Below are 25,576 nucleotides of genomic sequence, written 5' to 3'. Positions count from 1 at the left end.
AGTGGCGCTCAATGCCACTGCAACTCGACAAACTCTCAGCACACAATCATTTGAGTGCCGAAAATGATTGCCCTTACAAACAGCACCAGCGAATAAGCGACGACGACGAAAACTGAGGAGGAGAAGCTCAGAGCTAGGTGCGTTAACGATTTAGTGCAATTGGTTTGATATTTAAATCTCTTTCATGTAGAACATTGCCAAAATCAATAATTAACCTACATCCATTAAGGAAAATAGATGTTTAAGTATGCATTAATGCTTTTGCTGTTAGCGTCAAATTTGGCTCATGCGGACTTAATAAAACCAGATGACACCCAAAATTGGACTGTTAGCGGATTAGCTCACTACGTGAGATCAAAGGAAGATAAGTATTTCTCTGCGAATATCGTTTCTTGGGGAAACAACTCTTCAGTTGTGGCTTTTGTTGATGCTAACGGTTTTTGTTACGCCAGTGATAAAAACAAGCATAAGACCGTCAAAGTTAAGTATCAATGGGTGAAATTCATCCAGAAATGCTCTTCTAGTACTGCGTTTTGGCTTCCTCAATCCCAACGCGGTATTGAGTTTGTTAAACAGAGTTTCTCTGGAAATTCCGACGTTACTATTAGCTTCGACAGCAAGACATATACATTCTCAACCAAAAAATATACATCTGTTCGCCAGCGCTGGGAAAGGACTCAGAGCACTCTTGGTGATGCACTGTAGGTCGGCGATTTGATACGCCCCGTATAGTAATACGGGGTGAAAGTCTTCATTACAGAATTCTTAGAACAATATAGAAATGCTTTTAGAGCATATTTTTTGACGTTTTTGTAGCTAGTATGATCATTTTATAAAATAAGATAAAAATTTAACTAGAGAGATATTATGAGCGAAAAACTAAAACCTTTGATTGATGTACTTGATTCTCTGGAAGAATATTTTGACAGTACATCAATGCCGTCTGGCCTCCTCTCACATGGCTGGGGCTGGCACTACCCTTATCTATCGAAAGAAGATTTAGGAAAAGTTTTCCGGAATTTTAAAAATAAGCTTTCCATTTATAAGGACCAAGAGCCAGACTGCGATGTAGAAATAATTAACGCGCATGTAAAAAATCTGACTGAACTAAAGAATAATTTAAGCGGTTACGCAAGTAATAATGCCAATTTTAACGCAATGTCTGCTTCAGTGTTTGGTTCGATTTACGTTATCCTCTCCGACTTAGAAACCCAACTGCTTTCATGGGACGTCCTATCAAGCAAAAATCTTTTACCTAAACGTTTATCAGGTCGCTGCTTAGGCATAAAGAATCAATTGGATGCCTTGGATACCGACACATCGGGTCTTCAGAAAAAAATTGATGAAATAAACAGTGCTCACAGCGCCGCCGAAGCGCTTCCAACAGATTTAGCTTTATTGAAGCAAACTAGAGAGCAGGTTATTAAATTCAATAAAGATACTGAGAACGAGGTATCGGGATTATTAGCCAAAACTTTAAAAGCTAAACAAGATGCCCAAGTTACTCTGTCAGAAACAATAGCGATTAAAGAGGCTACTGATCAGCATCTAACGCGACTTAAATCTGCTGAAGTCGAGGCGCAAAAAATAATTAAACAATGTGATTCAGCATTACAGATCGCAACAACAGAAGGCATCGCTGCTGGCTTCGAACAAAAAGCAGAACAGTTGAGAAAGAGCATCTATCTTTATATTTTAGGATTGGTTATCGCATTAGTTTCAGGGGCTACAATGGGCTTCTTTAGAGTTGATGCATTATCGTCTGTTCTAAATAATTCTCTAACAACTGGCCAAGCAGTACTTCATACGATGATGGCAGTTTTTTCCATAGGAGGTCCACTTTGGTTAGCTTGGATATGTACACAACAAATAAACCATAGATTTAGATTATCTGAAGATTACTCTTATAAAGCTACAGTTTCTAAGTCCTTTATGGGCTTTAAAAAACTGGCAGAAAGATTTGACCCTGAAACAGAAGAACGCTTATTTAACTCTACATTAGATAGGCTAGATGAAATGCCATTACGACTAATCGAGGGTAAGGACTACAATAGCCCTTGGCATGAGTTCATTGATTCAGATGCATTCAAAAAAGCCGTCGATACCTTTCCACAATTGGCTAGGGAAGCAGGCAGATTTGCTAATAGTACTAAGCTTAAAAAAAATAAAATCGAAAAGCCAAACAGCCAAGTCACCCCTATAAGTCAGGATGAACCCCAAGAATCAACTCCGCCAGAAAAGAGCACTGCCGCGTAGTTTATTAAACATGGCTAAAGAGCCCATATTCGGGCTCTTGTTTTGTCCAAAATGATTTATTTACCCTTTTGATATATTTTCGCTAAAACTCTTGCAAACTGAAGGAGTTTAGAAGTGGTCATCAACTCTAATTCTGATTGAATCTCGGCCAATGCAGCACCGAGCAGTATTTCTTGAGCTGTTAACAATCTACCGTTGGGCAGCTCTAATTTATCGTGCTTCATCTGGAAGCCTTCCCATGACTTCCCACTAGAAAGCTCTCTACCTGTTGCTAACCTCATCAAACGCTTACATTCGCGAGGTATAGTATCCCCCCTATCCCACTGTTTGACGGTTCTCACACTTTTAAAACAAAGCTTGGCAGTATCTTCTATGGATAACCCACATTCAAATTCACGAAAGATGTAATTCTTGGTCATTTCGTGATACTTCATGATTAACTCTCTCAAAAGCGAAAGAGTTTATTGAGGCATTGATTTTAATGATATGAATATCATTGAACATAAGTGCCCGTAATACGAATTGATAGTCTTAACATCAGATGTTGAGGGCGGGTCAATCTATGTCGTTTGCTTCAAATTCTTCGTACACTGCTAGCGTAAATTTGTGGACAGCTATATATAGGCAAAGTACCACTAAACAAGAAACGAGGTTTAAAACATCGCTACCGATTAACAGTGTTCTTTCTTCACTTAAAGTCAGTTGAAGGAATCCTAGATTTAATAGAAGTGTGTAACTTATGAAACCAAATAAGATCAGGAAAGCCACTCGGTAAATGAGCTTTACTGCTGCCTTAGTTCTTTGAAATGAGCTAGCCAGAAAGAAAAGAATGAGGGGTAACGCAATTAGCGCACTTTCAAAATACATCATTGCGTACTCCTCTTTGTGTTTGTTCTTTCAACTAGATTTTAGATTGGTCAAAATCCTTGCGATATTCAATAGCTTAGTTGAAGTTTTAATTTCTAGCTCAGAGTTTATTTCTAACAATGCGATACCTACCATAATTTGCTGCGGTGAGACTAACTGGCCATTAGGGAGTTCCAGCCTGTAGTTGTTCATACGAAAGCCTTCCCAACAACTACTTGGAGCTAATTCTCTACCTGATACGAGTCTCATTAGGCGTTTACACTCCGGTGGGATTGGATTCCCCATATCCCACCGTTTGACCGTACTCACACTTTTGAAACAGAGTTTCGCTGTAGTTTCGACGCTAAAACCGCACTCCAGTTCTCTAAAAAGCTGATTTTTGTGCATTACACACCTCCAATCGAGCTTTAATTAGATAAGGTTGGTTAATACTTAGTGGCTGATATGCAACAAGTTTTAACATAAGGCCGCGTAATGCGCACTAAGGTAAGGAAAAAATAAAGGTAAATTTAATTAGAATTTCAGCAAGTTACCTTTACTTTTGCCTCATGAATCACGCGAACTTTTTTATGTTTGTTACGCGTTCAACAGCTCCAATGACACGTTCATTTTTAGAGCGTTCCGCAATAATTGCGAGCAATGTTAAGTCTGGGTCTAATCCCAACATAACAGCTATTTCACAGGCTAGATCATCACTCATTGTCTTACCATTACGCCAGTTTTGAACTGTCTGATGGTGAATGCCTAAGAGTTTTCCTACTTCTCTGGAGCTATGTACCTGTTTTTCTTCACATAACTGATTCAATAAATCCAAGGTTGTAATCATATTTCTTCCTCCAGATTTGGAGTATATTCTAAAAAACGGTGTCGCAAGGGTCTCGACGGCAGAATTAAAATGATCTTTAATTGAGCCGTCTAAGTTGAAGCAACATTTGAGAAACGTTGGAGATGCTTGGACACGTCAAGCCGGGAGGCTTTGCGATTCATCATATATTTGGCATTAGATCCAAAATTTATCCCCCCATAGTGATTCGAAGCGCTTATGGGGGGAATCCGAACGATGAATTGCAACCTCTTAAGTATTGACCGGATAGATAAGAATTGAATCAACTCATTGTCAGATACAAGCAAAGATTAGGCTTTCGCCCCGCATGAATTACGATCCATTACAGCATAACGAACAGCAGAAAAAGAAACGCCAAGAGCGTCCATTATGTCGTCTGCATTATTCTGTAATGATGCGAATCCTCAACAATCCTTCATCCTCAGCCGCTTTTCTCACAGAGAATGGGCGCGCCAGTCAGCAAAGCATGGTAAACGATGTTGCCCGCTTTATGTATGTTCTTGTCAATGAAATGTGCCTGACTACAGGCAAAATTGGCGTTGATACGCAACACGGCTTTCTTTTGAGAACCTGGGGTTACATCGGTAAAGAACTCAACATGCCTGAATGGCGTGTCAAACAGTGCAAAGATTATGCGATTCGCAAAGGTTGGATCACCTCAGTTCAGCCTCGAGAACGTTACACGGGCAAAGACAACCTAGAGAAATGGCGCGGCTTAGCGTCGATTAAGAAGATCACCGATAAATACTTTGCTGATTTGGATATGCTTAAAGAGCGTCTTGAAGCGAAACAAAAGGCACGTAAGTACCTAAAGAAACGTGCAACTCAATGGCAGCGCCCTATTAAGTACATTCTAACGCCCATCACCCTACTCGCTCGTCGCCGCAAAGAGCGTCTGCTAGCATCAAGCCCAGTAGTGCATGCTACTGAAGCACCACCAATTCCTATATAAACGCCCTTTTCTCTATGCCCCTTAGTTGGGGATTTTTTCGTTGTACCAAGCCAAATAACACTGCTATATGTCACAGTTCTGAGGCGTTTCTTCACATAAGACCCCGACATTTGATTCGTTGCTGATACAAAAGAACGGTTCAAGTTCATCATTTGTACGTTTTACTGCTCCTAGATTTACTCCTGCTTAATAGTCCTAGCTCTCGGCCCTAATGATTACTTTTCATAGTCTTCGACTAGAACGGATAGTAAAGATTTATATTGATAATAGGGATACACCCTGCGGGTGTTTCGAAAAGGAAGCGGCTCTTTTTGGTCGCAAGCGACCTGGAGCCTTTAAACTGGAACATCCCAACACAGTCGATCGACCTCAGCACACTCTTCACATGTATAGGTCGTTTGTGTCGCTTCGCGACGGGTCTAGCAAGAAGTAAAGTGCGTTTTCTGTGATTGCGATAATTTTTTGTTCCTTGTCAGTAAGTTAAGATTCACATTCATCATACAAATCAAAGTGCATATCCATGTGACGCTAATACTAAATATCAGTCGTCTATGTATATTAATCCTCTTCGAGGTAGAATAATGAGTAAAAAAGAAATCAAAGAGTTTGTACAAGAATTAGATATTCCTTACCTAGTTCACTTTACACACATTTCAAATTTAGAGAGCATTATTGAAAAAGGGATTCTCTCTCGCGATGCCGTTAATGAGCTAGATGATGTCGTAATAAACGATAAAGAAAGACACGACAGAAGAACACACAGTATCTCAGCATCTATTGCTCATCCAAACGATCTCATGTTTTATAAATATCGAGATGTCGATGAAGATTGGGTTGTGATAGCTATTAAAAGACGCGTTCTATGGAATAGTGAATGCATGTTCTTTAAGCATAATGCGGCTGATGGAAAGATGAGCGCATTGGAAGATCATGAAGTTAAGGGGTTAGAAGCTCTCCAAGCTTTATATGAAGAGATCGATGGCTTCGATAGTAGAGCTGAACAACAATTAGAAGACTTTGACCCAACAGATAAGCAAGCTGAAGTGCTAATCGAAAATCGAGTTGCGGTTGAAGATTTGTTGGGTGTTTACGTATCGAATAGGATGGTAAAAAAGAAATACAAAGATCTGCTTGGTGATGTGAAGATAAAAATCCACTTACCAGATAAAGGTGTATATGCATCTCGCCGCTACCGTAGGATTTATCAATAATGGCAACTCGACCGATATTTATTCCAAAAGCCAATACGATTGGTGTGACAGAAAAAATGTTAGAATTTCAATGGCATTCTGGGTTTGCGGTTTCGCAAAAGCAAAAATCGGTTGAAGAGTTGCACATGGTTGCTAGAAAAAATGGACTGAACTCTGTTCTAGAGGCTTCAAGCAAATCATTGCTGGAGCTTGGAATTGAGTTGAGTGCATTTAATCTAACCATTAAGACGAAAAAGAATAATAATAAGTTTACTGTTGAAACGGCGTTTCAAGGAAGTAAAGTTTTTGAACATGGTGGCCCATTTAAAGATTTGTTTGGAGATGACTCGTTAGCTGCCAAGAAAGACCTCAGATTAAAACAATCAGGAAATCTTGTGTCTTTCGAGTTCTTTGGTATGGAGTTCCCCTTGGTTCCCCGCACTTATTTTTATGATTGGTTGTATATAAATGCCTTGCTTCAGCATTCTGATCTGACGGACCAAATTATGGACTTTGATGGATACAGTGATATTGAATTTAACCCTAAAAAATCTATCAACTGTCAAGCTCATGCTATCGCACTATTTGTCAGTTTAGTTAAAAATGGTGTAGAAGCTCAAGAAATTAAGAATCCTCAAGCGTTTTTGTCCCTTTGCAGTAAACACTACACTCAGCAAAATAGGCATATAGTGGTTCAGCCTAAAATGTTTTAGTTTTTATTTTGGGCATTTAACAAAATTTGAGAGTGCTACCAAATGCTTGACACTTTTCATGTCATCGTTGGGTTTTGTCTTGATGCTGGTAGGCTAATCATTGCTAACGTTGATCATATCTCAACATGTCGTTAGCAGTTTACAAGGAGGTTAAATTGGCAGTTTATTGCATTTATAGTAATCAAGTCATAAGTAATGCTGATACTAGCAGGGAGCATATTATTCCTTTATCTATGGGAGGAATGGACGGCTTTGAAATCCCTGTAGGAAAAGAGATAAATAAAAAAATTGGCTCAAAAATAGATGGAAAAGTGTCAAATGACCCATTTATTGCCCTAGACAGGAAAAATGCTCAGGTTAAAGGACACAGTGGTAAATTAGCGCAGCCAGTTTGGAAAAATGTGAAAGTTGGTGATGACAAGAGCCCCCTGCAGATTAGATTCAATGCACCAGGTGAAACGGAATATTGGTGTCCCAAAACCAAAACAACTGTCGATAAATCTTCTCTTGCGGGTGAAAATGGAGAGATCCAACTTAAAATAGATATTCTTCCACCATTATTGTTTGTTGCTAAAGTAGCATTAGCAGCTGGTTATTATGTTTATGGGGAAATTTTTAAAAACAATGCCGATATTACCTCTTTACAAGATTTAGTAAACATAGAACAAGAAAATCAAGCCAAAGTGTTGTCCTCTAGCCGACTGCGTTTTATAGACAGGTTTCGGTATGAAGAGAAAGACATTGGTGATTATCTAATGTTCAAAGAGATTGGGGAGCTAAAGTCATGCTCAACTGTTACGCTTATGCAGCATCAAGATGGATTCGTTATAGCGGTTTCAATTCTAGGGAGCTTTCTCGGTGCCATAGATGTTGGTGCCCAAATGGATCACTTCCCAAATGAAGGTGCTCATCGGCAAGGTCATGTAGTGTTTTTAAACCGTGAAAACGGTATCGAAACAATGTCATTTTACGATGCAGTGTGTATTGTTGGCGAAAACCACGGCCTTCAGCCACAAAACTGCTAAGCAGTTTGGTAGTGGTTAAGGTGATATGCGGCTGTATCGATATAAAGAGCCTCATTGCTTAATTGGGTGCTATGTGAACAAAGGGAAATAATGAACCAGCAAGATCTAACGATTATTCTTGATGCAATATTAAAATTACAGGCAAATGAATGGATCCCAGTAGTCTCAGCTCTCGGCGGCGCATTAGTTGGTGGGCTAGTTACTTTCTTTCCAACTAAATATTTGGAGGACCGAAAGCAGAAACAGTTTGCGCTGCAAGTGCGCAATTGCATCATCGCAGAGGTCTCAGCTCTTATAAGGGTTATTGAGAATCGAAAATATGTTAAGGCAATCGAAGAGGCTGTGGATCATTTACGAAATAACCCCACCGATACGTACACTTTAGAGGCCGATATTCCTATTCACTATTCTCAAATCTATCAGGCGCAATGCCAGAATTTAGGTGTATTAGATAGAACGGTTGCCAGGGATATTATTAGTTTTTATCAGCTCGTTGATGCGGTAGTGCAAGATATCAAACCTGAAGGAACATTCTCGAAGCATCCATCACTTGAAGCATATCTTGAGTCATTGGAAATGTTTCGTTTGGCTGTAAAAATAGGTAAAAGTTTGGATCGCCTTTAAAGGTAAGAAGATCGTCGCAGCTTGGTATGAATGATAGAGTGCAAACTTTTTAAAGAATACCTAACAGAGTGTTTAAGAGTTTTGGTGTTTTCTTTATAATCACCCTGATGAATACACAACTCCCCGCTTGTTTCTTTTAACGTCAGTTAAGGTAACGAGCTATGCCTCTAAGAACACAATTCTCGCGCTTGGTGGACGACATCAAGCGTACCCGTCAAACACTCGAAGACCAATCCCCTAATTGGGCCAACGTCCCTACCCTTAAAATCGCGTCGACGTTGAAGCAATACGCGATCGACAACTTCGGAGCGGTCAGCTCCATATTCGATAGAAAAGTCGATGCACTCGAGAACCTGCAGAAACAAATTGATGAACTCCGCGCTCAAGTCGAAGGCGTGAACCATGATATTGGGTTACGTAAAATGCACCTCCCCTGGTTGCGATGCGGCCATGGAAGTCAGCCAATGCAGCGGTAGTATCTCAAGGGCCGTTATCATACCTGTGAATGCACTGAACAGCGTAGCAATTCCAATACACAAAACTGCCTTCAGGCATACAAACGACTATGGTGTCATTATTAATTTTTAGCTGTGTTTTCGTCCCACATGACCGCACATGTGAGCATCGAATTTAGGGAACACCAACGGCTTACTGACGCACACGTTCAAGGCCGCTTTTAGGGATATACCTGCTTTGGCAAGTATTGCGTAAGCTGCGCCTAGGTTTAAGTTCCCTGGATACTCAACCGCTCCGTCTTAACGCCTCAATAAGCTGTTGACGTTCATGGTTCGACAATAAAAACCACTTCTCGCCTCGCGTGGCGATGTGCACTAAGGTCTGACTGAGCGGATCGGCACTTTCTCCTGCCTGTCCGACCGCCACCAGCTCAACCTTCTCACCACTGCGGCGGCGAAGCTGAATGATGCGCCGGTCGATATCGCGGCTCAGACACAACTGGTAGGCATGAAGCGACAAACCGTGCAGCAATCCCACACGAACTGGGGGCCGCTTCGTGGCGGCGCTCGGCAGTTCCCTTTGTAACCAGCGGGACAACACCCCATACTCCACGGCAGTTTCTAGCCAAGGGCACGGCGTGTTTTCTTGGTGCTTTAAGGTATCAAAAGCGTTGGAAATATCGCGCAATTGGCGCGGCTGAGTGGATTTGTGTTGCAAGGCTTGATGACAAATGTGGTCAAGGTGTTCAAGTAGCGCATGGGGCATAGCAACCTCCCAGTGGAAGAACCCACACCACCCAGAGGCTTTATCCCACTAAAGGGTGGTGAACTGAGCAAGGTTGAGACTACCGATTTGCAGGCACCGGCCAGCCCGGAGGCTGCCCTGCCCAGCTCACCGTAATGACTGTCCGTAACGCTCGATTAAAGCGTACTCGACTTACAGATGCGCCGAAACACCACATACCATGCAGCAAAAAATCACTGATGGCTATGCACCTGCAACAAAAACGGGGTCTCAATCCCGGCACTGGATTTTGCCAGTGCTTTATTAGGCTAACCAGCCGTTATCCTAGTGTCAACGCGCCCACCCTGCGATTCTTTTGACCCTTCGCTCATTTTTCGCCTCCAGCTTGCCTACGTGATTCCATATCCCTTTGAACTCGAAAACAACACATTTTTGCCCCATTATGTGTTAGTACCGAACTTGCCTATTGCCTTAACTCAATCGAATCGTGACTCGAACGGCCGAAAACACTTACCACAATCTATAAAAGTTTATGTACTATGCCACCTACAGGAAGCTTAGTGGGCTGAATTGACATGAACTTATCTCAAATTGATCTGAACTTACTTTTTGTATTAAAGCACTTGCTTGAAGAAAAGCATGTATCTAATACCGCTATGGCGTTAAATATGAGCCAGTCTGCGGTGAGCCGCGCACTGCAAAAGATGCGAATTTTCTTTGATGACGAATTGCTGGTGCGTAAAAAATATGGCTATGAGCTGACACCAAAAGCGGAGTCGGTGAAGCACGATATCAACAATGTCATTACTAGCTTAGAAAAGCTTGCGCACAAAGACTCATTCGATCCTAAAACGGTATCAAGCACCGTCAAGATTTATGGTCTTCTTCCAACAATTAATACCTTAATGCCTAAGGTTATTGCCAAGATTCGAAAACTAGCGCCAAACCTAACGGTGAGCTTGGATTCTACCCCTAAACGTCATTTTGATGCTTTGGTTGCAGGAGATGTTCATTTCGCCCTTTCTTCTCACCAACCACCGAGCTCAGAGCAAAACATATATCGAATGGTCATTGCTAAGCGAACTTTCCGTTTACTGATGAACCGAGAGCACCCATTAGCAGATCAAGAGCTTACCCCCGAGAAACTCGCCGACTTCGATTTTGGGCAAGTTTCTTTACAGGGTGAAAAGCGCTTATCGTTTGAGCATAAGTACCAAGAACTTGGATTAGCAAACAAAAAACAACGTTTGTCTTCACCTGTGCAGCTGAGTAACTTCAGCTCGGCACCGAGTATTGCTGCGGAAACAGATATTATATTTCATCTACCAACACCTTTTGCGGAAGCAGCCTGTCAAGACTCGAGATTGATTGTGCGTGAAGTCCCTAAGGAGCTGCAGTTGGATTTTCAAGAGGTCTACCTCTATTGGCACAAACGTTTCAACGATGATCTTATGTGTGAGTGGGTTAGGGGGATATTCAAGCAGCTTTATGTCGGTAGAGATACACAGGCTTAAATTGCACATATTGGATAATGCAATCAACACTATGCGCATTTTGAATAGTCACATTCTCAAATGTCGATAGGGATTATCTTGAGTCCCTCTACAATTAGCGCTCTAATTGAGAATGATTATTAAATGCAATTTTACTTTAAACAGAGCCAATATGAATACTCATATCCCTTTTTTACGTTCTACCCTTGTAAAATCTATTACCTCTGTTTGTGTTGCACTTCCTATGTACAGTTTTGCCAATGAAGCTGGCACGGATGCCGATACAAGCGCGATGGAAACGATAGTAGTCACTGCCGCAGGCTACGAACAAACAATAACGGAAGCCCCTGCTACAATTAGCGTGATTACTCGAGAGCAGCTAGAAAACCGTTCTTACAAAGACCTTACAGATGCCCTTACCGACATCCCTGGCGTAACAGTGACTGGCGGTGGCGATGGGCAAGATATCTCTATTCGTGGTATGCCTGCTCAGAATACGGCGATTCTTGTTAATGGCAGAAAGCAGTCTGGGCGAGAAACTCAAACTAATGGCAGCACGTTTACCGAACAAGATTGGCTTCCACCACTGAATGCAATTGAACGAATTGAAGTTGTTCGTGGACCTATGTCGACCCTATATGGTTCAGATGCGTTGGGTGGTGTAATCAACATCATTACGCGTAACGACTATCAAGAGTGGCACGGCAGCTTGCGTGCAGAGACGACTCTTCAAGAAAATTCGAAATCAGGTAATAGCTATCAAGGGCAACTTTACCTTGCGGGTTCTATCATTGATGGTCTTTTAAGTACCTCTTTGACAGGGCTGTATCAGGAAAGAAAAGAAGATGAGATTGAAGGTGGCTACGCGGGTAAGACTCTCGATAATTATCGAGCTTCTATGTACCTCACACCAACCTCGGATGACACTTTTACTCTGGAGTTCTCCAATCATAACCAAGAGAGAGAGACCACTCTAGGTAAATCAGTAGAGCGAGAGTCTCAAGTAGCGGTACGAAAATATGAGCGCCAATCTATTGGTTTTGGTCACGACGGTAATTACTCTTGGGGTACGAGCTCTTCATTTTTCAGTAATGAAACAGTAAAAAATATCGGTGCAGAAAAAGAGGTCGAGAATAGTCAAATCAACACGCAATGGGGGCTTCCTCTTGATGCTCACTACTTAACATTGGGGGCGTCTTTTGAGAAGAAAGAGCTGACTGATAGCAAACTATCTCTGACTTCCGAGAATACGCAATGGGCTGTCTATGCTGAAGATGAATGGTATCTCACTGATGATTTTGCTCTTACCATTGGCCTGCGCTACGACGACAATGAAATTTTTTCAGGGCAGTTAAGCCCAAGAGTATACGGGGTCTGGTCAGTTGATCAGAATTGGACGCTAAAAGGTGGTGTGTCTACAGGCTATAGATCACCAAGCCTAACAGAAATGGATGAAGATTGGATTCAAGAAAGTTGCAGAGGTCGTTGTTCAGTTTTTGGCAATCCAGACTTAACGCCAGAAACATCGGTTAATACAGAGATGGGCTTGTATTACGTTGATGACCAAGCCCATTCAGCGAATGTGACTCTGTTCTATAGCGACTTCAAAGACAAGATAGAAAGTGCATTTGTTGATCCGACTTGTACTGATAGCAGAAGTTGTGACACCACTTACGTCAACATTGATGAAGCGATCAGCTATGGTGCAGAAAGCTCCGTTTCTAAGGGAATCACCGATTCGATCACACTAAGTGCGACTTATACTTATACACATAGTGAAAAGAACACCAATGACGAAGATGATGGCTTGCCACTTGTTCAAGCACCTGAACATCTATTCTCTGTCAATGGTAACTGGGCAATACGTGATGATATCGGCTCATGGGCACGCGTGAACTATCAAAGCGAAGAAAAAGATAACATTACGAGTACCAGTTCTAGAACCTTAGCTCCTTCTATTACCTACGTTGATCTTGGTGCAAACTGGCATGTCACTAAGAATGTGAAGCTAATGGCAGCAGTATATAATTTGTTCGATGAGCAAACTACAGAAGAAGAATTTGGTTATATTGAAGATGGTCGACGCTATTGGTTAGCCGCTGAAGCGACTTTCTAATTAATTGCTTTTTAGACGAAGAACGACACAATGAATACGAAGATAAAATCTGCGATGGTTTCTCTACTACTCATGCCGCTTGCCAGCGTGGCAGGGGAGTTTGATGTAGAGAAAGACATTTTGTTCAAAACCGTAGGTGAACGAGAGATTAAGCTTGACCTCTACACACCATCGACTAAAGCAACGACTCAATACCCGCTGTTGGTTTGGGTTCATGGGGGCGCGTGGAAACGTGGCAGTAAAGATGCAATTCCTGAGAAAAACCCTCTACTACTTCAATCTGTATTGAACGAAGGATATGCGCTAGCGTCAGTTGATTACCGCTTAAGTGGGGAAGCGAACTTCCCTCAGCCGGTTCAAGACATCAACGATGCGCTGAACTATCTGCACGACAATGCGGAAAGATTAGGTATCAACGCTGACAATCTTGTGATGATGGGACGCTCTGCTGGCGGACATCTAGCGGGTTTTATTGGTGCGACTAACTCGGCATACAACCAAGTCGACTTCTATGAACCGCCAAAGTACAAGGTCTCTGCCGTGGTGAGTTTTTTTGGCCCTACCGATTTACTTGAATTAGGCACTAAAGGTGGCAAGAAAACCAGCAAGAAATCGTCAGTATCTCGCTTCTTGGGTGATATTCCAAGTAACATTCCAGAACTTGCTAAGCAAGCATCAACGACGAGTTATGTGAATGAAAATACCCCGCCATATATTCAACTACATGGCACCTTGGACAAACGAGTGCCGCTATCTCAAAGTGAGATACTTAAGGTGAAGCTTGATGAGCATGGAGTAACTAATCAACTTTTCATTGAAGAGGGTGTGGGACACAGTGCACCAGTTTTTGATACTGAAAAGTATGTTCCTCATGTTTTGGACTTCTTGAATAAGCATTTCCCGAACGAGCAGATCTAGTCAATAGACGGTCAAAAAGTAAAGGAGCTTTATACTAAGCCAACTGTGAATGCAGTTGGCTTTTTCATATCTATCGGCTGGAGTTCTAACGCATTTCTGTCCACCAACGTCTCAGCTCTTCCCGAACCCTACTAAATATGACCACCAAACTTCATGTTGACCAAAAACACTAGGAGGAGGTCATCATGAGAAAGTTATCTTCTAGAAAATGTAGTGGTATCAAAAGGCCATGTAAGCTTGAAGAGATCTGGTGGATCAGAACTAAGCTGGAGATTGAAAACGATCTGATGCAGCTCGCATTACTGAACCTAGCTATAAATAGCAAGTTAAGAGAGAGTGATTTGCCAAAGCTACACGTTTACGATGTTTCTTCGCAAGGAGTTACCTATGAAAGAGTTCAGTACATCCAGCAACAAGCGGGCACCGATGTACACTATGAAATTACTCCAAGGCCACAACAAAGTATTAACAGATGGTTTTTTTCAGCATCCCTAGAGGCGAGCAGTTTTCTATTCCCGAGTAGCCGACGCTCCGAGCAACCTATCAGCTACTCATTCTATCGTTCAATTATCAGGTACTGGGTTACAAAACTGGGATTGAATGCTGACTATTACGGAACTCATTCCATGCGCCGCACCAAAGCCACTTTAATCTATGCCAGAACGAAAAACATCAGGGCCTTACAGATCTTACTTGGACATTCGAAGATAGATAACACAATTTGATACCTTGGCGTTGAGCTGGAAGACGCTCTGAGGTTGTCTGAGAAAACAGATTGTTGGCAGACAGGATCTGCTACAGGCTTTTCTTCTGAAAATCCTGTGCCCGAAACGTGCTAGCAATAGGTAAGAAATCCTTACCTGTTGACTCATCTCTGCCCCTCTGTTTCTTGCGCTTCTAAAGAAGTTAAAGATAACCAGCTCGCTTTCATATATACAACAAACAATATCTAGAAAAAAGTAAGACCCGTTGACTTTTAGTGGGTATAGACACTTAGCTCGATGCTTTGATTGTTCAAATAAATTAATATCGCATAGTCCAACTAACTACCTTTCCCTTTTCCACTACAAATAGAAAATCAGCCTTATTTGTATAGTTGTCGTCATTCATATATGTGCCCTTAACGGTGACTTGGTTTGCATGAACAGTTATTTCCGGATCTATGACTCGACCATGAACATCGATAATATCTGTTTCTAACCAAGATCTGAACTTCTCTCCACGTTTCTTTCTGGCATACCAGCGCTCATACAATTGGCTCGCATCGGCAGAAAAGGCGGATCTAATTCGCTGAGCATCATTCTTATCCATAGCGTCTAGCAATTCAGCTATAGCTTCTGTCGGAGTTAGCACATTTGTGCTTTCGTCGATATTACTTGAGTTACTCTTTTCCATCGTACCTTTTATCTCCACCATATCCTCTTTCTCAAGTGATGTGATTGCACTTGCTTTAACGCTTATAGACCCCACAAATAATGAGAAGATGAGGAAATATGAAAAAAAACGAAGAAAACTACAGCTATTGCAAACCTTAGTGCTCATAATCCACACCTTTGTTGTAGGGTTCAAAGATCAGGTTAACAGTAGCTAGCGGTCAAACTGACCGCTAGCCTAACCACACAGCTATCGTGTAACAAAACCACCATTAACAAACAAAGTTTGTCCTGTCACCCAACGTGACTCTTCGGATGTCAGGAAGTTAATCATAGGAACAACATCGTCGATATTCCCAAGTCGTCCCATAACGCTTGCTGCACTTAAATAGGCGACAGATTGTTCATTTTCTTCGCCATGGAAAAATGCCGTGTCAATAGGTCCTGGTGCCACAGTGTTCACCGTAATGCCACGACTACCAATTTCTTTGGCTAGTGCGCGAGTAAAATCTTCAAGAGGAGCCTTAGAGCCAGCGTAAACACCGTAGAATCCAGTAAATGCACCTAGCAGAGACGTCCCCATATTAATTACTCGACCATTGTCTTGAATATGCTTCGCAGCATGCTTCATGATAAAAAATGGTGCCTTTGCATTGATACCAAATGACCGGTCAAAATCTTCTTCAGTAACTTCTGCGATGGTTTTTTTTACCACCAACCCAGCATTGTTAATAACTATGTCGATACGTTCAAATGCAGCCAGCGCTTGCGTATATACTTTTTCTACAGATGCTTCTTTAGAAAGATCTCCTTGAACTAATAAAGCCCGAGCATTCTGAGCTTTAACTACACGAGCAGTCTCCTCGGCCTCACCTGCTGAAGAGTCTGAGTTGTAGTGGATCACAATATCAGCTCCACGACGAGCTAGAGATACTGCAAATGCACGCCCCATGTTGCGAGCTGCACCTGTGATTAGAGCTACTTTACCTTCTAGATCTCTATTTAAGCTGTTCATGTTTACCTCCTGTTTGATGATAGGTGTTGAACAATTACATCTTAGTCACTTGCACAAATTACAGGTAGGGGTAATACTTACATTTATTAAGTGCATTTTTTGCAATAAGAGACTTTAGCCTAGGAAGGATATGGAAACTCAAGAGCAAATATTTATAAGAGTTGTTGAATCAGGCAGCTTAAAAGGTGCAGCGGAACAACTTGGGACCGACCCCTCATCAATAAGTAGAAAAGTGGCTTCGCTAGAAAAGCGTTTAGGTGTCAGACTCTTACATCGTTCGACAAGCCATTCAACACCAACAGATGCGGGTCAGGAGTATTATCAAGGTTTAAGAAAAATCTTGGATGAGCAAAATGCTCTTGAAGCTTTAATTTCTGGGCAAAAGGAAAGCCCTAGGGGCACCTTGTGCGTTACTGCTCCAGTCGATTTTGGAGCACATTTTGTTGCTCCGGTACTCAAAAAAATGCAGGAAGATTACCCATCATTAAATGTTGAACTCTTACTGGGGAGCCATTTCGAGGACATTAATTCAAAAGGGATAGATGTTGCAATTAGAATAGGTAGTTTACCTGACTCCAGTTTAATTTGCAGAAAGCTGGGCGATGTATCACGTGTACTAGTAGCAAGCAAAAAATACTTACAAACAAATGGAACACCTAGAGTTCCAGCAGATCTCTCGTCACATAATTTTATTTTTTATTCCAAAGAGCAAGCGAGAAATCAAGTAGAGCTATATCGAAATAATTCAATCAAGTCTTTTAAAGTCAAGGGTAACTTCACTGTGAACAGTGTTACCGCCGTAAAGAACCTTGTGCTCGAAGGTGTAGGTATTCACTTAGGCCCACTTTGGTTCTTCCATGAGGAGATTAAAACAGGGGAAATCGAAATTATTTTACCTGAATATAAATTAAAGGCTTTCCCTTTGCATGCGCTGTATAATTCTGCTGTGTATGTTCCGGCGAAAGTTAGAAAATTTATCGACGCCATGATTAATGAGAATTTTGATTTTAAATAAAAACTAGTGATTATTCTCTTTTTCCTTATTAATCTTACATTTAAATTTTTTATAATCGCAGCTCTTCTATTAGGACGACACTTGCAGTTCAAGTAAAAGTAAACTAACTATATAAATAACAACATCAGTAATCAGAAAGCTAATTAATTGTAATATAAGGATATTATTATGAAAATCAATATTATTCGATTTTTTTCTTTCATTGCTATAGCAATGTATCTTTCTCCAACATTCGCTAAAGCTGAGTATGTTATTTGCACCCCGGAGTGGGAAAATTACACTGTTCAAGATGGTAGTGGCCTATATCATGATTTATGGAAGAAGGTTTACGAAGATATCCATTTTTCTGTTCAATATGCAACACTATCAAGATGTAGGGAGCAAGTGTCAGCAGGAAAAGCGCATGCTTACCCGGGATCCTATATTTGGGAAGCTGACGGACGTAATCTAAGCTCTCCAAAACCAGAATATTATTTAGGAATTGAATTTATTGCTGTGGCATACCACAAAGGGCGTGGTTTAGATTGGAGCAATGAAAGTTCTTTAAAAGGAAAAAGAGTAGCTTGGGAATTAGGTTATGAGTTTGAAAAAGCGGGCATAGTTAACGAACATGTCAATAAACATAACTTTAAAGATTTAGGTAATGCTCTAAAAATGCTTGAAGCTAACCGTTTAGATTACATACTTGACTATGCAGAGGCATTAGAAAGTAAAACTGAACAACTTGGACTAGATAATACTCTAACAATAAAGAAGGATGTAATTAAGGGGCCTAGATACTACATGCTGTTTTCAAACGATGCAGCTGGAGAGTCGATGAAAGCTATATGGAATCAGAAGATGGAAGTTTTCTTAAAAGATGGGACGTTGGCTGAGTTATATAAAAAATATAGCGACAAAAGCTACAATTAGCTTATATAATAAAGTTATCAATTGACAAGTAATGTGATATTTTTATTATTTAGACCTTTATTGTGCATGCCATTAATTTACCTAGTTGGAATTATGGCTATATTGTGGGCATTAATTGTTTCTAACGAAGCTCGAAATTTGGATATAGCTATAGGCATTTTACTAATTGGGCTAGTGCCCTTGGCGCTAGCTCAGTTGACCTTCATGTTTAGTCAAATAATACGGGAGCTATTGGTTTTTATACTAGCGTCGGGTTCTAATCAAAATAGACAAACCCGCTCTCCAAAAAATCTATGTGGCTAACAACGACTATGACTTCGAGATACTTTCTCTAATCTGGTGTAAATTGATTAGAGTTATACGCCTAAACGATTTCTGTCCAAAAGTAATTTAATGAGTAGAAATTGGTACGATCTAGTTAAAGTATGGTTTTAGAAAAGCTGACGTTAGCTAATTGTGCCTTAGTCGGCATAACGATTCATCTTTGACAAACTTGGTGCCAAATAAGGGTAGGTAGCTGCTTGGTGTATTACTACACTCCTTTAGCCCAGCATTTTCCAAGCGGTTTTGATAGATTGATGGAGTAATAAAAACTAAGATTATTGAAACGGCAAATGCAACTACCATTGTGTAATTAAGAATGTGACCGTGCGTATCTTCAAACCGTTTTTCATAGTAAATATAATATACAGCCGTAATGGTAAATCCGAGCATAACAATACCAAATGGTATGAGGCTAAAATCAAAACGAGAATATACCGCTACATTTCCAATTTCTTGAGCGAAATTAGCTATTTTGCTTAAGCCTAAATAAAAGCAGGCGGAAGTTAACCCTGCGCCAATAAGGGTCGCTGGAAAAAACTTAGATACTCTTTTAATTTTTTTTATCAGATGGGAAATACTCATAGTACTCTCGGGGTTAATTCATTTAACGATTTTTTGATGAATCGTTTTACTTCGCTCTCTACCACTTCTTTGCCTGTTTCTAAAACGCCTTCCAGCAACATTTCAGCTAGATCGAGAACGCTATCATAAGCATCTTCTTTTAGTTGCTCTGCTTTTTCAACCGCTTCCTGCTGTGCTTTCTCCAATAGTTCAATGACCTTAGGTGTTATACCATAATGCTCATCCAGTTCGTTTAGTACAATAGATGTGACCAAACCGGCAGCAACAACTACGGCAAGGTTAACCGCCACAAAAGATACAAAGGCTAGTGAGGCAGCACCTAACGCAGCGGAAACAGCAGAAGAGATGCCGATTTTTACAATATCTGTGGCTAATGAGCCTATTAAATCGGTTAAAAAGATTTCGTCATTTAACGCGTAATCTAAGATCCGAAATCCAGCAGCAACAAATATAGTTATAACGGTTCCTGATTTGATTGAATTAGCTAATCCATATTTACCTATCCCTAGTTGAACCACTTTAGGGTTGTCAAGCCTGTACGTTGTGCCTGTTAATATCCTTCTCAAGCCAGAATAGCCACTCAATTTAATCATTTCGGTGCCAGTTTGGTTGTAGTAAGTTGACATCTTCATACCAAAAGTAGCTTTTAATCCGAGTTTGGTCGCTTTAATGCCATGGACATTAAATTGGGCGATGACCATTGAAGTAGTGACGATATCTTTACCGTTTACACCATAGTTGATCATGATTTGTGCGCCTGTGGAGGTTGTCATTGATTTCCAAGTCGCTTGAGTATCTTTCCATCCCCAGCTCTGTAGCACTCTAAATGCTTCTTCGAGAGTTAGAAACATCACATGTTCTTGATTCTCTTGTAGGTTATTACTCAAACTCTCATCAGGTAATTGCTTTGTGTTTATGTACTGACCTGAAGTAAAGTCATATGGTGGCCAATACATATTTTCAGGACTAATATTCGCAGTTCTGGCCGGTGTAATCGTGCTTTGTCTTTTTAATGGAGGAAGGAAACCTTTACCAACGCCGGGGGAAATTCTATTAGTCTTAACTTCATTTTGATAGGCAATAGAAGTCTTAGGGAAAAAGGTTTCGGCTTCAGCTTCGGAGTTGCTTGATGGATTTTGTTTCTGCTCGTTTTCATAAGCTATCGAGCCTTTAGGGAATATGCTTTCTGGGTTACTCATTGTTATTGCTCAGAAAAGAATCTCATGATTTCACCTATGCTAACTTTTATAAAAGATAAAAAATGTCTAAATTGACATGCACTTTTACTAAAGTGATAAATATCTCATATGAATGATTGAGAGTGTCATTTAGTCGGTAAAGGGTTCGCAAAATGTAGCGTAGGTGGTGAGCAACATTCATATGGGTTGGATTGTAACTTGGTAGCGTATCCAGTACATATTGATTGGAGGCACAAGGAACCTGAGAAGAAAAATGCCTAACAAAGCGTTCAGAAGGATTTGGCACGCGTGGCATTTTTGGTATGCGTTGGTTTTAGTGGTTAAGGTTGTATGCGGAGGCTTCGGTATTGCGTGCCTCACACCTTAGCAAGGCGTTAGTTTGCATGGATAAACTCTCGTCCCAGTTATTATTGAAAGTCGTGTTATTTCAGATGATTCTGGGGTAGCTGTGATTGACCTAAGACAGCAACGACTAAGATAAAGCCGTCTTCTTTGGTGAAATAAGCTGTGTGTTTTCCAATCGGGAAATAAAAGCCATTTGGGTATATCTCGTCACAACTTCTTCCTAAGCCTGGATTATCAGCTAGCATCTGAAACCCTGATAGCAGGGTATCTTTGTAGTTACGCCACTGTAATTCAGAAAAGTTTTCAACAGTGTAGTTTTTTATTTTGTGCAAGTGAGATTGCGCTAAGTTACTTAGCTTGTATTTGTTCTTTTGCATAAGTTAGTTACAGCGAGTTCAGAAAGCTTTCGCCATCAACAGTGTTTCCATTGTTCAAGTCTTCTTTAGCTGACTTAAAGCAGTGTTTGAGGTACTCAACTTTCATAGCTTCTAGCTCTTCAAAGTCACGAATGGACATGACAACGACAGTATCTTTACTGTTTTTGCTGATTTTTACTGGCTCGCGTTGTGCGCTCAGAAGTAGTTCGCCGAAATTTCGTTTGGCATCATTGGCTGTTAATGTATACATGGTCAGTTCCCAATTGAGTGTATAGTTAGATTATAATGTATCGCATGAAATGTTCAATTTAATTAAATCGTGCGATTTGTGTGAAATGCAAACTAACAAAGCGTTAAAGACGGATTCCCAACGCTTAACATTTTCCTTTATATTCACCTTGATGGTTTGTTAAAGTCGATGATAATCAGCCTATTAGCTTACGAGGTCAACTATATACAAACTCATATCGTGCAGGATACGTCAGCGGTGAGACAGAAGCAGACGTAAGTAAGTTACTTGCTCAAATGATTGCTGGTAATAAAGCATACGTGAAGATTCAAAATGACAGACGTTCAGAAATTGTTGACTTCAATGTCAGTCTTTCTGGTTTTACTGCTAAATCTAAGAAGGCACTATCAGCGTGTAGCTTTAATCCAAAAGCCAGAGAAATTACTCCAGAAGATAAAGCTCGTTTACGTGAAATCTCATCAGAACTCAAGAAGCTGCAATCTGAGAAGACATCCATCCTATCTAAATACTAATCTGAATTAGCTTGGACTGAATCTGTTACCTTTAAAGTCGAAGCTTAATTCGGTCAGACAGATGACTACTCCTCATTTGAGAGCGGAAACTGATCAATAGGTGATTTGCGGCGACGTTGGTATTGCGTCACTCCCCCTAGCTGGGCGTTATACCGCAATCAATCATCTAACCTGTTCATGGCTTTACGGTAAACATCGCTACGTTCGCGTTTTCCGACGGCTAAGACGGTGACAATGATAACATCGTCTTCAACTTTGTAGACGAGACGGTAGCCCGATTGACGCAACTTAATTTTATACATATTGTCAGCTCCAGAAAGCTTTGAAGCCAGAACATGTGGGTTATCTAAGCGCTCGATCAGCTTTTTCTTAAATTGTTGTTGCAGAGTAGCACCAAGCTTTTTCCACTCTTTGAGTGCACTCTTTTTAAAGTCGAGTTTATAGGTCATCAATATTGACCGAAATGCTCTCTTCGGATTCACGCTCTTTAGCGATAGCGAGCAATTCAAGATCTTCGAGCCTATCCATCATCATCTCGTACGCTTCGGCAGGTACGCAATAGAATGCGGGTTCATTGCGGTTTAAGACAGCAACAGGTTCACCGTTAGCACTAGTTGCAACTTTCATCGGGTTAGCTTTCAACTCGGTAATGCTTGCAGCAACATCGGCTAAAATTCTAGTGGTCATATAATCAGTCTCTTAAGTGGTCTTTATATTGGTCATATTAGCCTCAACCAAGCAGTATCACAAGTTGCTTAAAAGTGATTCAAAGTGCGGGGCATTTTTACTATGCGTCGGTTTCTGTTTTTAAGGTATTATGCGGAGGCATAGGTATTGCGTTGCTCACACCTTGCAAGGCGTTAGAGAACTGACTATGCATAATGACAAGCGATACAGAGAAAAATTTGGAATAGGTGATCCGGAAAACAAAAAGGCAGTGTGGACACCAGCAACCGCCCATACCACAATCAACCCCTTTAACTGCCGTCAGCGCCCTAAGACCTTTGGATAGAATGTATGGATACTCATAGCCAGAGCTTGTTGCTCTCCGCCCTCTCGCGATGGGCTCCGCTGGGTCAAACCGACCTCGTTCACGCCTTAGACGATATCACCATTCATGCCCATCAACCGCTCGAGAACCTCTTTTGCAGCGGCGATGTCGTGCTCGATGTGCACTTCGTACTCGACGGCATCGGCCGCTATTTCTACCTCGATGAGCAGGGCAATGAACGAAATAAGTCTCTGGTCACCACAGGCGGTGCCTTCGCGAGTTTGAGTTCCTTGGTTGAAGCCAGCCCAAGCCCATTTTTCGCTCAGACATTGACACCGTGCACGACGGCCTCTATCCGCTACGAACGCCTCGTGGCACTCTCAAGAATTCACCCCAATTGGGCGGAGTTTCTGCGGATGCTCTTAGAGCGTCTGGTGCTGAAAAAAGAGAGACGAGAGGCGGGCTTTCTTCTGCTGAATGCCAAACAACGCTATCAGCAGTTTTTGCACGAGTTTGGCCACGATAGCGATCGTATCCCCCTTCGCCATGTTGCGATGTATATCGGTGTGACCGATGTGACGCTGTCGCGGATCCGCCGAGAGATGGGCTTAACATAGGTTAAGGTCAACAGAGAACCACTGCCCTAATATCGTGTTTTCTTTACCAAGGAAACTCGATATGAAAAAACTGTTGCCCCCTGTGCTCTTTTTGATTTTTGTGGTTGGAATAGGGCTCCTCCATTGGAAGACGTCATTCCCTTCACACATTGCTTTCCCTTGCTCCCTGTTGGGACTGCCATTGATTGTCCTGGGTTTGTGGTTATCGGCGGCGGGGAAGCGCCTGTTTACCCGGCTAAACACCAACATCATGACGTTTGGTCAACCCACCCTGTTGGTGACACAAGGCATCTATCAGTACACCCGCAACCCCATGTATCTCGGGTTTGCTGTCGCATTATTGGGCGTGGCCATACTGTCTGGCGCCTCACTGCCCGCTCTCTTCCTGACATTACTGTTCATCCTCATCACCGACAGGTGGTACATTCGGTTTGAAGAACAAATACTGCGAGACACCTTCGGCCAAGGCTATGACCAATACTGTCGTCAGGTCCGGCGTTGGGTATAAGTCACAGGAGCACTTTGCGCGCCCACCAGCGTTCAGCTCCGAAAATGGCGCATCCCTAAACCTCTTTGTTGTTAGCCTGTATCGGCCCCGTTAAGTCTAAAACGATATAGGAGTAGTAAACATGTTTAAGAGTCTGCATCAGGCGAGCAATCCATTGGTCATTTGTAATGTTTGGGATGTACCCAGTGCGAAGCTGGCCGAGAAATCGGGCTTTCTCGCTCTCGGGACGTCCAGCGCAGCCATCGCGAACACCCTTGGAAAAGAGGATGGTGAAAACCTCCACTTCGAGGACGTGTTGTTCATCGTCAAAGCCATCGTTGGGTCGACCCCTCTCCCTTTAACGGTCGAACCTGCAGAAACAAATTGATGAACTCCGCGCTCAAGTCGAAGGCGGTGAATCATGATATTGGGTTACGTGAAATGCACCTCCCCTGGTTGCGATGCGGCCATGGAAGTCAGCCAATACAGCGATAAAGCGCAGCAAGTATCTCAAAGGCCGTTATCATACCTGTGAATGCACTGAACGGCGTAGCAATGCCAATACACAAAACTACCTGCAGGCATACAAACGACTATGGTGTCATTACTAATTTTTAGCTGTGTTTTCGTCCCACCTGACCGCACATCTGAGCATCGAATTTAGGGAACACCAACGGCTTACTGACGCACACGTTCAAGGCCGCTTTTGGGGATATACCTGCTTTGGCAAGTATTGCGTAAGCTGCGCCTAGGTTTAAGTTCCCTGGATACTCACCCGCTCCGCCTTACCGCCTCAATAAGCTGTTGACGCTCATAATTCGACAATGAAAACCACTTTTCGCCTCGCGTGGCGATGTGCACTAAGGTCTGACTGAGCGGATCGGCCATTTGCCCTGCCTGCCCAACCGCCACCAACTCGACCTTCTCACCACTGCGGCGGCGAAGCTGAATGATGCGCCGGTCGATATCGCGACTCAGGCACAGCTGGTAGGCATGGCGCGACAAACCGTGCAGCAATCCCACACGAACCGGGGGCCGCTTCGTGGGGGTGCTCGGCAGCTCCCTTTGTAACCAACGGGATAGCACCCCATATTCCACGGCGGTTTCTAGCCAGGGGCACGGCGTGTTTTCTTGGTGCTTAAGGGTATCAAAGGCGTTGGAAATGTCGCGCAGTTGGCGCGGCTGAGTGGATGTGTGTTGCAAGGCTTGATGACAGACTTGGTCAAGGTGTTCGAGTATCGCATGGGGCATAGCAACCTCCCAGTGGAAGAACCCACACCACCCAGGGGCCTCAACCCCCTATAAAGGGTGGTGAACTGAACAAGGTTGGACCTACCGACCCACAGGTATCGGCCAGCCCGGAGGCTGCCCTGCCCAGC

The 25,576-nt window shown here is 42.1% G+C and carries 31 protein-coding genes and 1 pseudogene; 18 read left to right on the top strand and 14 right to left on the bottom strand.

The window, feature by feature from the left end; all coding sequences use genetic code 11:
• Positions 1–237 precede the first annotated feature (237 nt).
• Both FIU99_RS25005 and FIU99_RS25000 read left to right on the top strand, forming a co-directional pair.
• Positions 238–705 carry a hypothetical protein gene (locus FIU99_RS25005; protein ID WP_152472646.1) on the top strand — a complete coding sequence of 156 codons (468 nt, stop codon included), beginning with the start codon at positions 238–240 and terminating at the stop codon, positions 703–705.
• Positions 706–867: 162 nt separating this feature from the next.
• Positions 868–2,256, top strand: coding sequence for a hypothetical protein (locus tag FIU99_RS25000; protein WP_152472645.1), 1,389 nt, complete (start codon positions 868–870; stop codon positions 2,254–2,256).
• A 56-nt stretch (positions 2,257–2,312) separates the two neighbouring features.
• Here FIU99_RS25000 and FIU99_RS24995 read toward each other — a convergent pair whose 3' ends face one another.
• The 4 genes from FIU99_RS24995 to FIU99_RS24980 all read right to left on the bottom strand — a co-directional run bounded on the left by FIU99_RS24995 (position 2,313) and on the right by FIU99_RS24980 (position 3,949).
• The gene (locus tag FIU99_RS24995) at positions 2,313–2,690 is read right to left on the bottom strand and encodes a phage protein (protein ID WP_152472644.1); all 378 of its coding nucleotides are present in this window, start codon (positions 2,688–2,690) and stop codon (positions 2,313–2,315) included.
• A gap of 121 nt (positions 2,691–2,811) precedes the next feature.
• A complete protein-coding gene (locus FIU99_RS24990; RefSeq protein ID WP_152472643.1) occupies positions 2,812–3,126 on the bottom strand; it encodes a hypothetical protein in 315 nt (104 codons plus the stop codon).
• Between the two features lie 27 nt (positions 3,127–3,153).
• The gene (locus FIU99_RS27585; RefSeq protein WP_039951438.1) at positions 3,154–3,510 is read right to left on the bottom strand and encodes a hypothetical protein; all 357 of its coding nucleotides are present in this window, start codon (positions 3,508–3,510) and stop codon (positions 3,154–3,156) included.
• Between the two features lie 166 nt (positions 3,511–3,676).
• A complete protein-coding gene (locus tag FIU99_RS24980) occupies positions 3,677–3,949 on the bottom strand; it encodes a helix-turn-helix transcriptional regulator (RefSeq protein WP_043011861.1) in 273 nt (90 codons plus the stop codon).
• Positions 3,950–4,274: 325 nt separating this feature from the next.
• On the opposite strand from FIU99_RS24980, the gene FIU99_RS24975 reads away from it, so the two are divergent.
• From FIU99_RS24975 to FIU99_RS24950, 6 genes are all read left to right on the top strand, one after another.
• Positions 4,275–4,919 (top strand): hypothetical protein, encoded by a 645-nt coding sequence (locus FIU99_RS24975; RefSeq protein ID WP_152472642.1) that lies wholly within the window; start codon positions 4,275–4,277, stop codon positions 4,917–4,919.
• 581 nt (positions 4,920–5,500) lie between these two features.
• The gene (locus FIU99_RS24970; protein ID WP_172974091.1) at positions 5,501–6,130 is read left to right on the top strand and encodes a DarT ssDNA thymidine ADP-ribosyltransferase family protein; all 630 of its coding nucleotides are present in this window, start codon (positions 5,501–5,503) and stop codon (positions 6,128–6,130) included.
• On the top strand, positions 6,130–6,822 hold the full coding sequence (locus FIU99_RS24965; RefSeq protein WP_152472640.1) for a hypothetical protein: 693 nt from the start codon (positions 6,130–6,132) through the stop codon (positions 6,820–6,822). The genes FIU99_RS24970 and FIU99_RS24965 overlap by 1 nt, the downstream gene beginning before the upstream one ends.
• 155 nt (positions 6,823–6,977) lie before the next feature.
• Positions 6,978–7,847 carry a hypothetical protein gene (locus FIU99_RS24960; protein ID WP_152472639.1) on the top strand — a complete coding sequence of 290 codons (870 nt, stop codon included), beginning with the start codon at positions 6,978–6,980 and terminating at the stop codon, positions 7,845–7,847.
• Positions 7,848–7,937: 90 nt separating this feature from the next.
• Positions 7,938–8,471, top strand: a complete 534-nt coding sequence (locus FIU99_RS24955; RefSeq protein ID WP_152472638.1) for a hypothetical protein — start codon at positions 7,938–7,940, stop codon at positions 8,469–8,471.
• Positions 8,472–8,632: 161 nt separating this feature from the next.
• Complete coding sequence (locus FIU99_RS24950) at positions 8,633–8,947, top strand: phasin family protein (protein WP_253899474.1); 315 nt, start codon at positions 8,633–8,635, stop codon at positions 8,945–8,947.
• A gap of 265 nt (positions 8,948–9,212) precedes the next feature.
• On the opposite strand, the gene FIU99_RS24945 is transcribed toward FIU99_RS24950, so the two are convergent.
• Complete coding sequence (locus tag FIU99_RS24945; RefSeq protein ID WP_152472637.1) at positions 9,213–9,692, bottom strand: hypothetical protein; 480 nt, start codon at positions 9,690–9,692, stop codon at positions 9,213–9,215.
• A gap of 554 nt (positions 9,693–10,246) precedes the next feature.
• Between FIU99_RS24945 and FIU99_RS24940 the strand changes: the two genes are divergently transcribed.
• From FIU99_RS24940 to FIU99_RS24925, 4 genes are all read left to right on the top strand, one after another.
• On the top strand, positions 10,247–11,185 hold the full coding sequence (locus tag FIU99_RS24940) for a LysR family transcriptional regulator (protein WP_152472636.1): 939 nt from the start codon (positions 10,247–10,249) through the stop codon (positions 11,183–11,185).
• 151 nt (positions 11,186–11,336) lie between these two features.
• Positions 11,337–13,280, top strand: coding sequence for a TonB-dependent receptor (locus FIU99_RS24935; RefSeq protein WP_152472635.1), 1,944 nt, complete (start codon positions 11,337–11,339; stop codon positions 13,278–13,280).
• A 30-nt stretch (positions 13,281–13,310) separates the two neighbouring features.
• Positions 13,311–14,198 carry an alpha/beta hydrolase gene (locus FIU99_RS24930; RefSeq protein WP_152472634.1) on the top strand — a complete coding sequence of 296 codons (888 nt, stop codon included), beginning with the start codon at positions 13,311–13,313 and terminating at the stop codon, positions 14,196–14,198.
• Positions 14,199–14,383: 185 nt separating this feature from the next.
• Positions 14,384–14,923, top strand: a complete 540-nt coding sequence (locus FIU99_RS24925; protein WP_152472633.1) for a tyrosine-type recombinase/integrase — start codon at positions 14,384–14,386, stop codon at positions 14,921–14,923.
• A 298-nt stretch (positions 14,924–15,221) separates the two neighbouring features.
• Here FIU99_RS24925 and FIU99_RS24920 read toward each other — a convergent pair whose 3' ends face one another.
• Positions 15,222–15,740, bottom strand: coding sequence for a hypothetical protein (locus FIU99_RS24920; RefSeq protein WP_152472632.1), 519 nt, complete (start codon positions 15,738–15,740; stop codon positions 15,222–15,224).
• A gap of 81 nt (positions 15,741–15,821) precedes the next feature.
• Complete coding sequence (locus FIU99_RS24915; RefSeq protein WP_152472631.1) at positions 15,822–16,586, bottom strand: SDR family oxidoreductase; 765 nt, start codon at positions 16,584–16,586, stop codon at positions 15,822–15,824.
• A 130-nt stretch (positions 16,587–16,716) separates the two neighbouring features.
• Between FIU99_RS24915 and FIU99_RS24910 the strand changes: the two genes are divergently transcribed.
• Both FIU99_RS24910 and FIU99_RS24905 read left to right on the top strand, forming a co-directional pair.
• Positions 16,717–17,601 (top strand): LysR family transcriptional regulator, encoded by an 885-nt coding sequence (locus FIU99_RS24910; RefSeq protein ID WP_152472630.1) that lies wholly within the window; start codon positions 16,717–16,719, stop codon positions 17,599–17,601.
• A 168-nt stretch (positions 17,602–17,769) separates the two neighbouring features.
• A complete protein-coding gene (locus tag FIU99_RS24905; RefSeq protein WP_152472629.1) occupies positions 17,770–18,513 on the top strand; it encodes an ABC transporter substrate-binding protein in 744 nt (247 codons plus the stop codon).
• 450 nt (positions 18,514–18,963) lie between these two features.
• Here FIU99_RS24905 and FIU99_RS24895 read toward each other — a convergent pair whose 3' ends face one another.
• The 4 genes from FIU99_RS24895 to FIU99_RS24875 all read right to left on the bottom strand — a co-directional run bounded on the left by FIU99_RS24895 (position 18,964) and on the right by FIU99_RS24875 (position 21,590).
• A complete protein-coding gene (locus FIU99_RS24895) occupies positions 18,964–19,419 on the bottom strand; it encodes a DUF2079 domain-containing protein (RefSeq protein WP_152472628.1) in 456 nt (151 codons plus the stop codon).
• Entirely contained in the window at positions 19,416–20,618 is a 1,203-nt protein-coding gene (locus tag FIU99_RS24890) for a hypothetical protein (protein WP_253899473.1), read from the bottom strand. Before FIU99_RS24890 ends, FIU99_RS24895 begins: the two co-directional genes overlap by 4 nt.
• Before the next feature lie 422 nt (positions 20,619–21,040).
• Positions 21,041–21,340, bottom strand: coding sequence for a type II toxin-antitoxin system RelE/ParE family toxin (locus tag FIU99_RS24880; RefSeq protein ID WP_043011872.1), 300 nt, complete (start codon positions 21,338–21,340; stop codon positions 21,041–21,043).
• A 7-nt stretch (positions 21,341–21,347) separates the two neighbouring features.
• On the bottom strand, positions 21,348–21,590 hold the full coding sequence (locus FIU99_RS24875; RefSeq protein ID WP_152472626.1) for a type II toxin-antitoxin system Phd/YefM family antitoxin: 243 nt from the start codon (positions 21,588–21,590) through the stop codon (positions 21,348–21,350).
• A gap of 275 nt (positions 21,591–21,865) precedes the next feature.
• On the opposite strand from FIU99_RS24875, the gene FIU99_RS24870 reads away from it, so the two are divergent.
• The gene (locus FIU99_RS24870) at positions 21,866–22,102 is read left to right on the top strand and encodes a hypothetical protein (protein WP_021458677.1); all 237 of its coding nucleotides are present in this window, start codon (positions 21,866–21,868) and stop codon (positions 22,100–22,102) included.
• A gap of 158 nt (positions 22,103–22,260) precedes the next feature.
• Here FIU99_RS24870 and FIU99_RS24865 read toward each other — a convergent pair whose 3' ends face one another.
• Both FIU99_RS24865 and FIU99_RS24860 read right to left on the bottom strand, forming a co-directional pair.
• Complete coding sequence (locus FIU99_RS24865) at positions 22,261–22,551, bottom strand: type II toxin-antitoxin system RelE/ParE family toxin (RefSeq protein ID WP_152472625.1); 291 nt, start codon at positions 22,549–22,551, stop codon at positions 22,261–22,263.
• On the bottom strand, positions 22,541–22,789 hold the full coding sequence (locus FIU99_RS24860) for a type II toxin-antitoxin system Phd/YefM family antitoxin (RefSeq protein WP_006958739.1): 249 nt from the start codon (positions 22,787–22,789) through the stop codon (positions 22,541–22,543). Before FIU99_RS24860 ends, FIU99_RS24865 begins: the two co-directional genes overlap by 11 nt.
• Positions 22,790–23,119: 330 nt before the next feature.
• Here FIU99_RS24860 and FIU99_RS24850 point away from each other — a divergent pair, with 330 nt between their 5' ends.
• The 3 genes and pseudogenes from FIU99_RS24850 to FIU99_RS24840 all read left to right on the top strand — a co-directional run.
• A complete protein-coding gene (locus FIU99_RS24850) occupies positions 23,120–23,710 on the top strand; it encodes a Crp/Fnr family transcriptional regulator (protein WP_040122585.1) in 591 nt (196 codons plus the stop codon).
• 61 nt (positions 23,711–23,771) lie between these two features.
• On the top strand, positions 23,772–24,218 hold the full coding sequence (locus FIU99_RS24845) for an isoprenylcysteine carboxylmethyltransferase family protein (protein WP_152472624.1): 447 nt from the start codon (positions 23,772–23,774) through the stop codon (positions 24,216–24,218).
• 121 nt (positions 24,219–24,339) lie between these two features.
• Positions 24,340–24,567, top strand: a pseudogene (locus FIU99_RS24840) (isocitrate lyase/phosphoenolpyruvate mutase family protein); the annotation flags it as partial.
• 401 nt (positions 24,568–24,968) lie between these two features.
• On the opposite strand, the gene FIU99_RS24835 reads toward FIU99_RS24840, so the two are convergent.
• Positions 24,969–25,448, bottom strand: coding sequence for a hypothetical protein (locus tag FIU99_RS24835; protein WP_152472623.1), 480 nt, complete (start codon positions 25,446–25,448; stop codon positions 24,969–24,971).
• Positions 25,449–25,576: the final 128 nt, after the last annotated feature.

Source organism: Vibrio sp. THAF64 (assembly GCF_009363455.1).
Taxonomy (GTDB): Bacteria; Pseudomonadota; Gammaproteobacteria; order Enterobacterales; family Vibrionaceae; genus Vibrio; species Vibrio coralliilyticus.
This window is presented reverse-complemented; position numbering and strand designations above follow the sequence as displayed.

What these genes read in the sequence shown, in the direction of transcription:
- FIU99_RS24995 (WP_152472644.1), bottom strand. Translation starts at nt 2,690, where the DNA reads ATGAAGTATCACGAAATGACCAAGAATTACATCTTTCGTGAATTTGAA.
- FIU99_RS24980 (WP_043011861.1), bottom strand. Translation starts at nt 3,949, where the DNA reads ATGATTACAACCTTGGATTTATTGAATCAGTTATGTGAAGAAAAACAG.
- FIU99_RS24895 (WP_152472628.1), bottom strand. Translation starts at nt 19,419, where the DNA reads ATGAGTATTTCCCATCTGATAAAAAAAATTAAAAGAGTATCTAAGTTT.
- FIU99_RS24940 (WP_152472636.1), top strand. Translation starts at nt 10,247, where the DNA reads ATGAACTTATCTCAAATTGATCTGAACTTACTTTTTGTATTAAAGCAC.
- FIU99_RS24875 (WP_152472626.1), bottom strand. Translation starts at nt 21,590, where the DNA reads ATGTATACATTAACAGCCAATGATGCCAAACGAAATTTCGGCGAACTA.
- FIU99_RS24935 (WP_152472635.1), top strand. Translation starts at nt 11,337, where the DNA reads ATGAATACTCATATCCCTTTTTTACGTTCTACCCTTGTAAAATCTATT.
- FIU99_RS24950 (WP_253899474.1), top strand. Translation starts at nt 8,633, where the DNA reads ATGCCTCTAAGAACACAATTCTCGCGCTTGGTGGACGACATCAAGCGT.
- FIU99_RS27585 (WP_039951438.1), bottom strand. Translation starts at nt 3,510, where the DNA reads ATGCACAAAAATCAGCTTTTTAGAGAACTGGAGTGCGGTTTTAGCGTC.
- FIU99_RS24905 (WP_152472629.1), top strand. Translation starts at nt 17,770, where the DNA reads ATGAAAATCAATATTATTCGATTTTTTTCTTTCATTGCTATAGCAATG.
- FIU99_RS24890 (WP_253899473.1), bottom strand. Translation starts at nt 20,618, where the DNA reads ATGAGTAACCCAGAAAGCATATTCCCTAAAGGCTCGATAGCTTATGAA.
- FIU99_RS24835 (WP_152472623.1), bottom strand. Translation starts at nt 25,448, where the DNA reads ATGCCCCATGCGATACTCGAACACCTTGACCAAGTCTGTCATCAAGCC.
- FIU99_RS24965 (WP_152472640.1), top strand. Translation starts at nt 6,130, where the DNA reads ATGGCAACTCGACCGATATTTATTCCAAAAGCCAATACGATTGGTGTG.
- FIU99_RS24920 (WP_152472632.1), bottom strand. Translation starts at nt 15,740, where the DNA reads ATGAGCACTAAGGTTTGCAATAGCTGTAGTTTTCTTCGTTTTTTTTCA.
- FIU99_RS24860 (WP_006958739.1), bottom strand. Translation starts at nt 22,789, where the DNA reads ATGACCACTAGAATTTTAGCCGATGTTGCTGCAAGCATTACCGAGTTG.
- FIU99_RS25005 (WP_152472646.1), top strand. Translation starts at nt 238, where the DNA reads ATGTTTAAGTATGCATTAATGCTTTTGCTGTTAGCGTCAAATTTGGCT.
- FIU99_RS24870 (WP_021458677.1), top strand. Translation starts at nt 21,866, where the DNA reads ATGATTGCTGGTAATAAAGCATACGTGAAGATTCAAAATGACAGACGT.
- FIU99_RS24910 (WP_152472630.1), top strand. Translation starts at nt 16,717, where the DNA reads ATGGAAACTCAAGAGCAAATATTTATAAGAGTTGTTGAATCAGGCAGC.
- FIU99_RS24975 (WP_152472642.1), top strand. Translation starts at nt 4,275, where the DNA reads ATGAATTACGATCCATTACAGCATAACGAACAGCAGAAAAAGAAACGC.
- FIU99_RS24845 (WP_152472624.1), top strand. Translation starts at nt 23,772, where the DNA reads ATGAAAAAACTGTTGCCCCCTGTGCTCTTTTTGATTTTTGTGGTTGGA.
- FIU99_RS24850 (WP_040122585.1), top strand. Translation starts at nt 23,120, where the DNA reads ATGGATACTCATAGCCAGAGCTTGTTGCTCTCCGCCCTCTCGCGATGG.
- FIU99_RS24990 (WP_152472643.1), bottom strand. Translation starts at nt 3,126, where the DNA reads ATGATGTATTTTGAAAGTGCGCTAATTGCGTTACCCCTCATTCTTTTC.
- FIU99_RS24970 (WP_172974091.1), top strand. Translation starts at nt 5,501, where the DNA reads ATGAGTAAAAAAGAAATCAAAGAGTTTGTACAAGAATTAGATATTCCT.
- FIU99_RS24955 (WP_152472638.1), top strand. Translation starts at nt 7,938, where the DNA reads ATGAACCAGCAAGATCTAACGATTATTCTTGATGCAATATTAAAATTA.
- FIU99_RS24945 (WP_152472637.1), bottom strand. Translation starts at nt 9,692, where the DNA reads ATGCCCCATGCGCTACTTGAACACCTTGACCACATTTGTCATCAAGCC.
- FIU99_RS24925 (WP_152472633.1), top strand. Translation starts at nt 14,384, where the DNA reads ATGAGAAAGTTATCTTCTAGAAAATGTAGTGGTATCAAAAGGCCATGT.
- FIU99_RS25000 (WP_152472645.1), top strand. Translation starts at nt 868, where the DNA reads ATGAGCGAAAAACTAAAACCTTTGATTGATGTACTTGATTCTCTGGAA.
- FIU99_RS24865 (WP_152472625.1), bottom strand. Translation starts at nt 22,551, where the DNA reads ATGACCTATAAACTCGACTTTAAAAAGAGTGCACTCAAAGAGTGGAAA.
- FIU99_RS24880 (WP_043011872.1), bottom strand. Translation starts at nt 21,340, where the DNA reads ATGCAAAAGAACAAATACAAGCTAAGTAACTTAGCGCAATCTCACTTG.
- FIU99_RS24915 (WP_152472631.1), bottom strand. Translation starts at nt 16,586, where the DNA reads ATGAACAGCTTAAATAGAGATCTAGAAGGTAAAGTAGCTCTAATCACA.
- FIU99_RS24930 (WP_152472634.1), top strand. Translation starts at nt 13,311, where the DNA reads ATGAATACGAAGATAAAATCTGCGATGGTTTCTCTACTACTCATGCCG.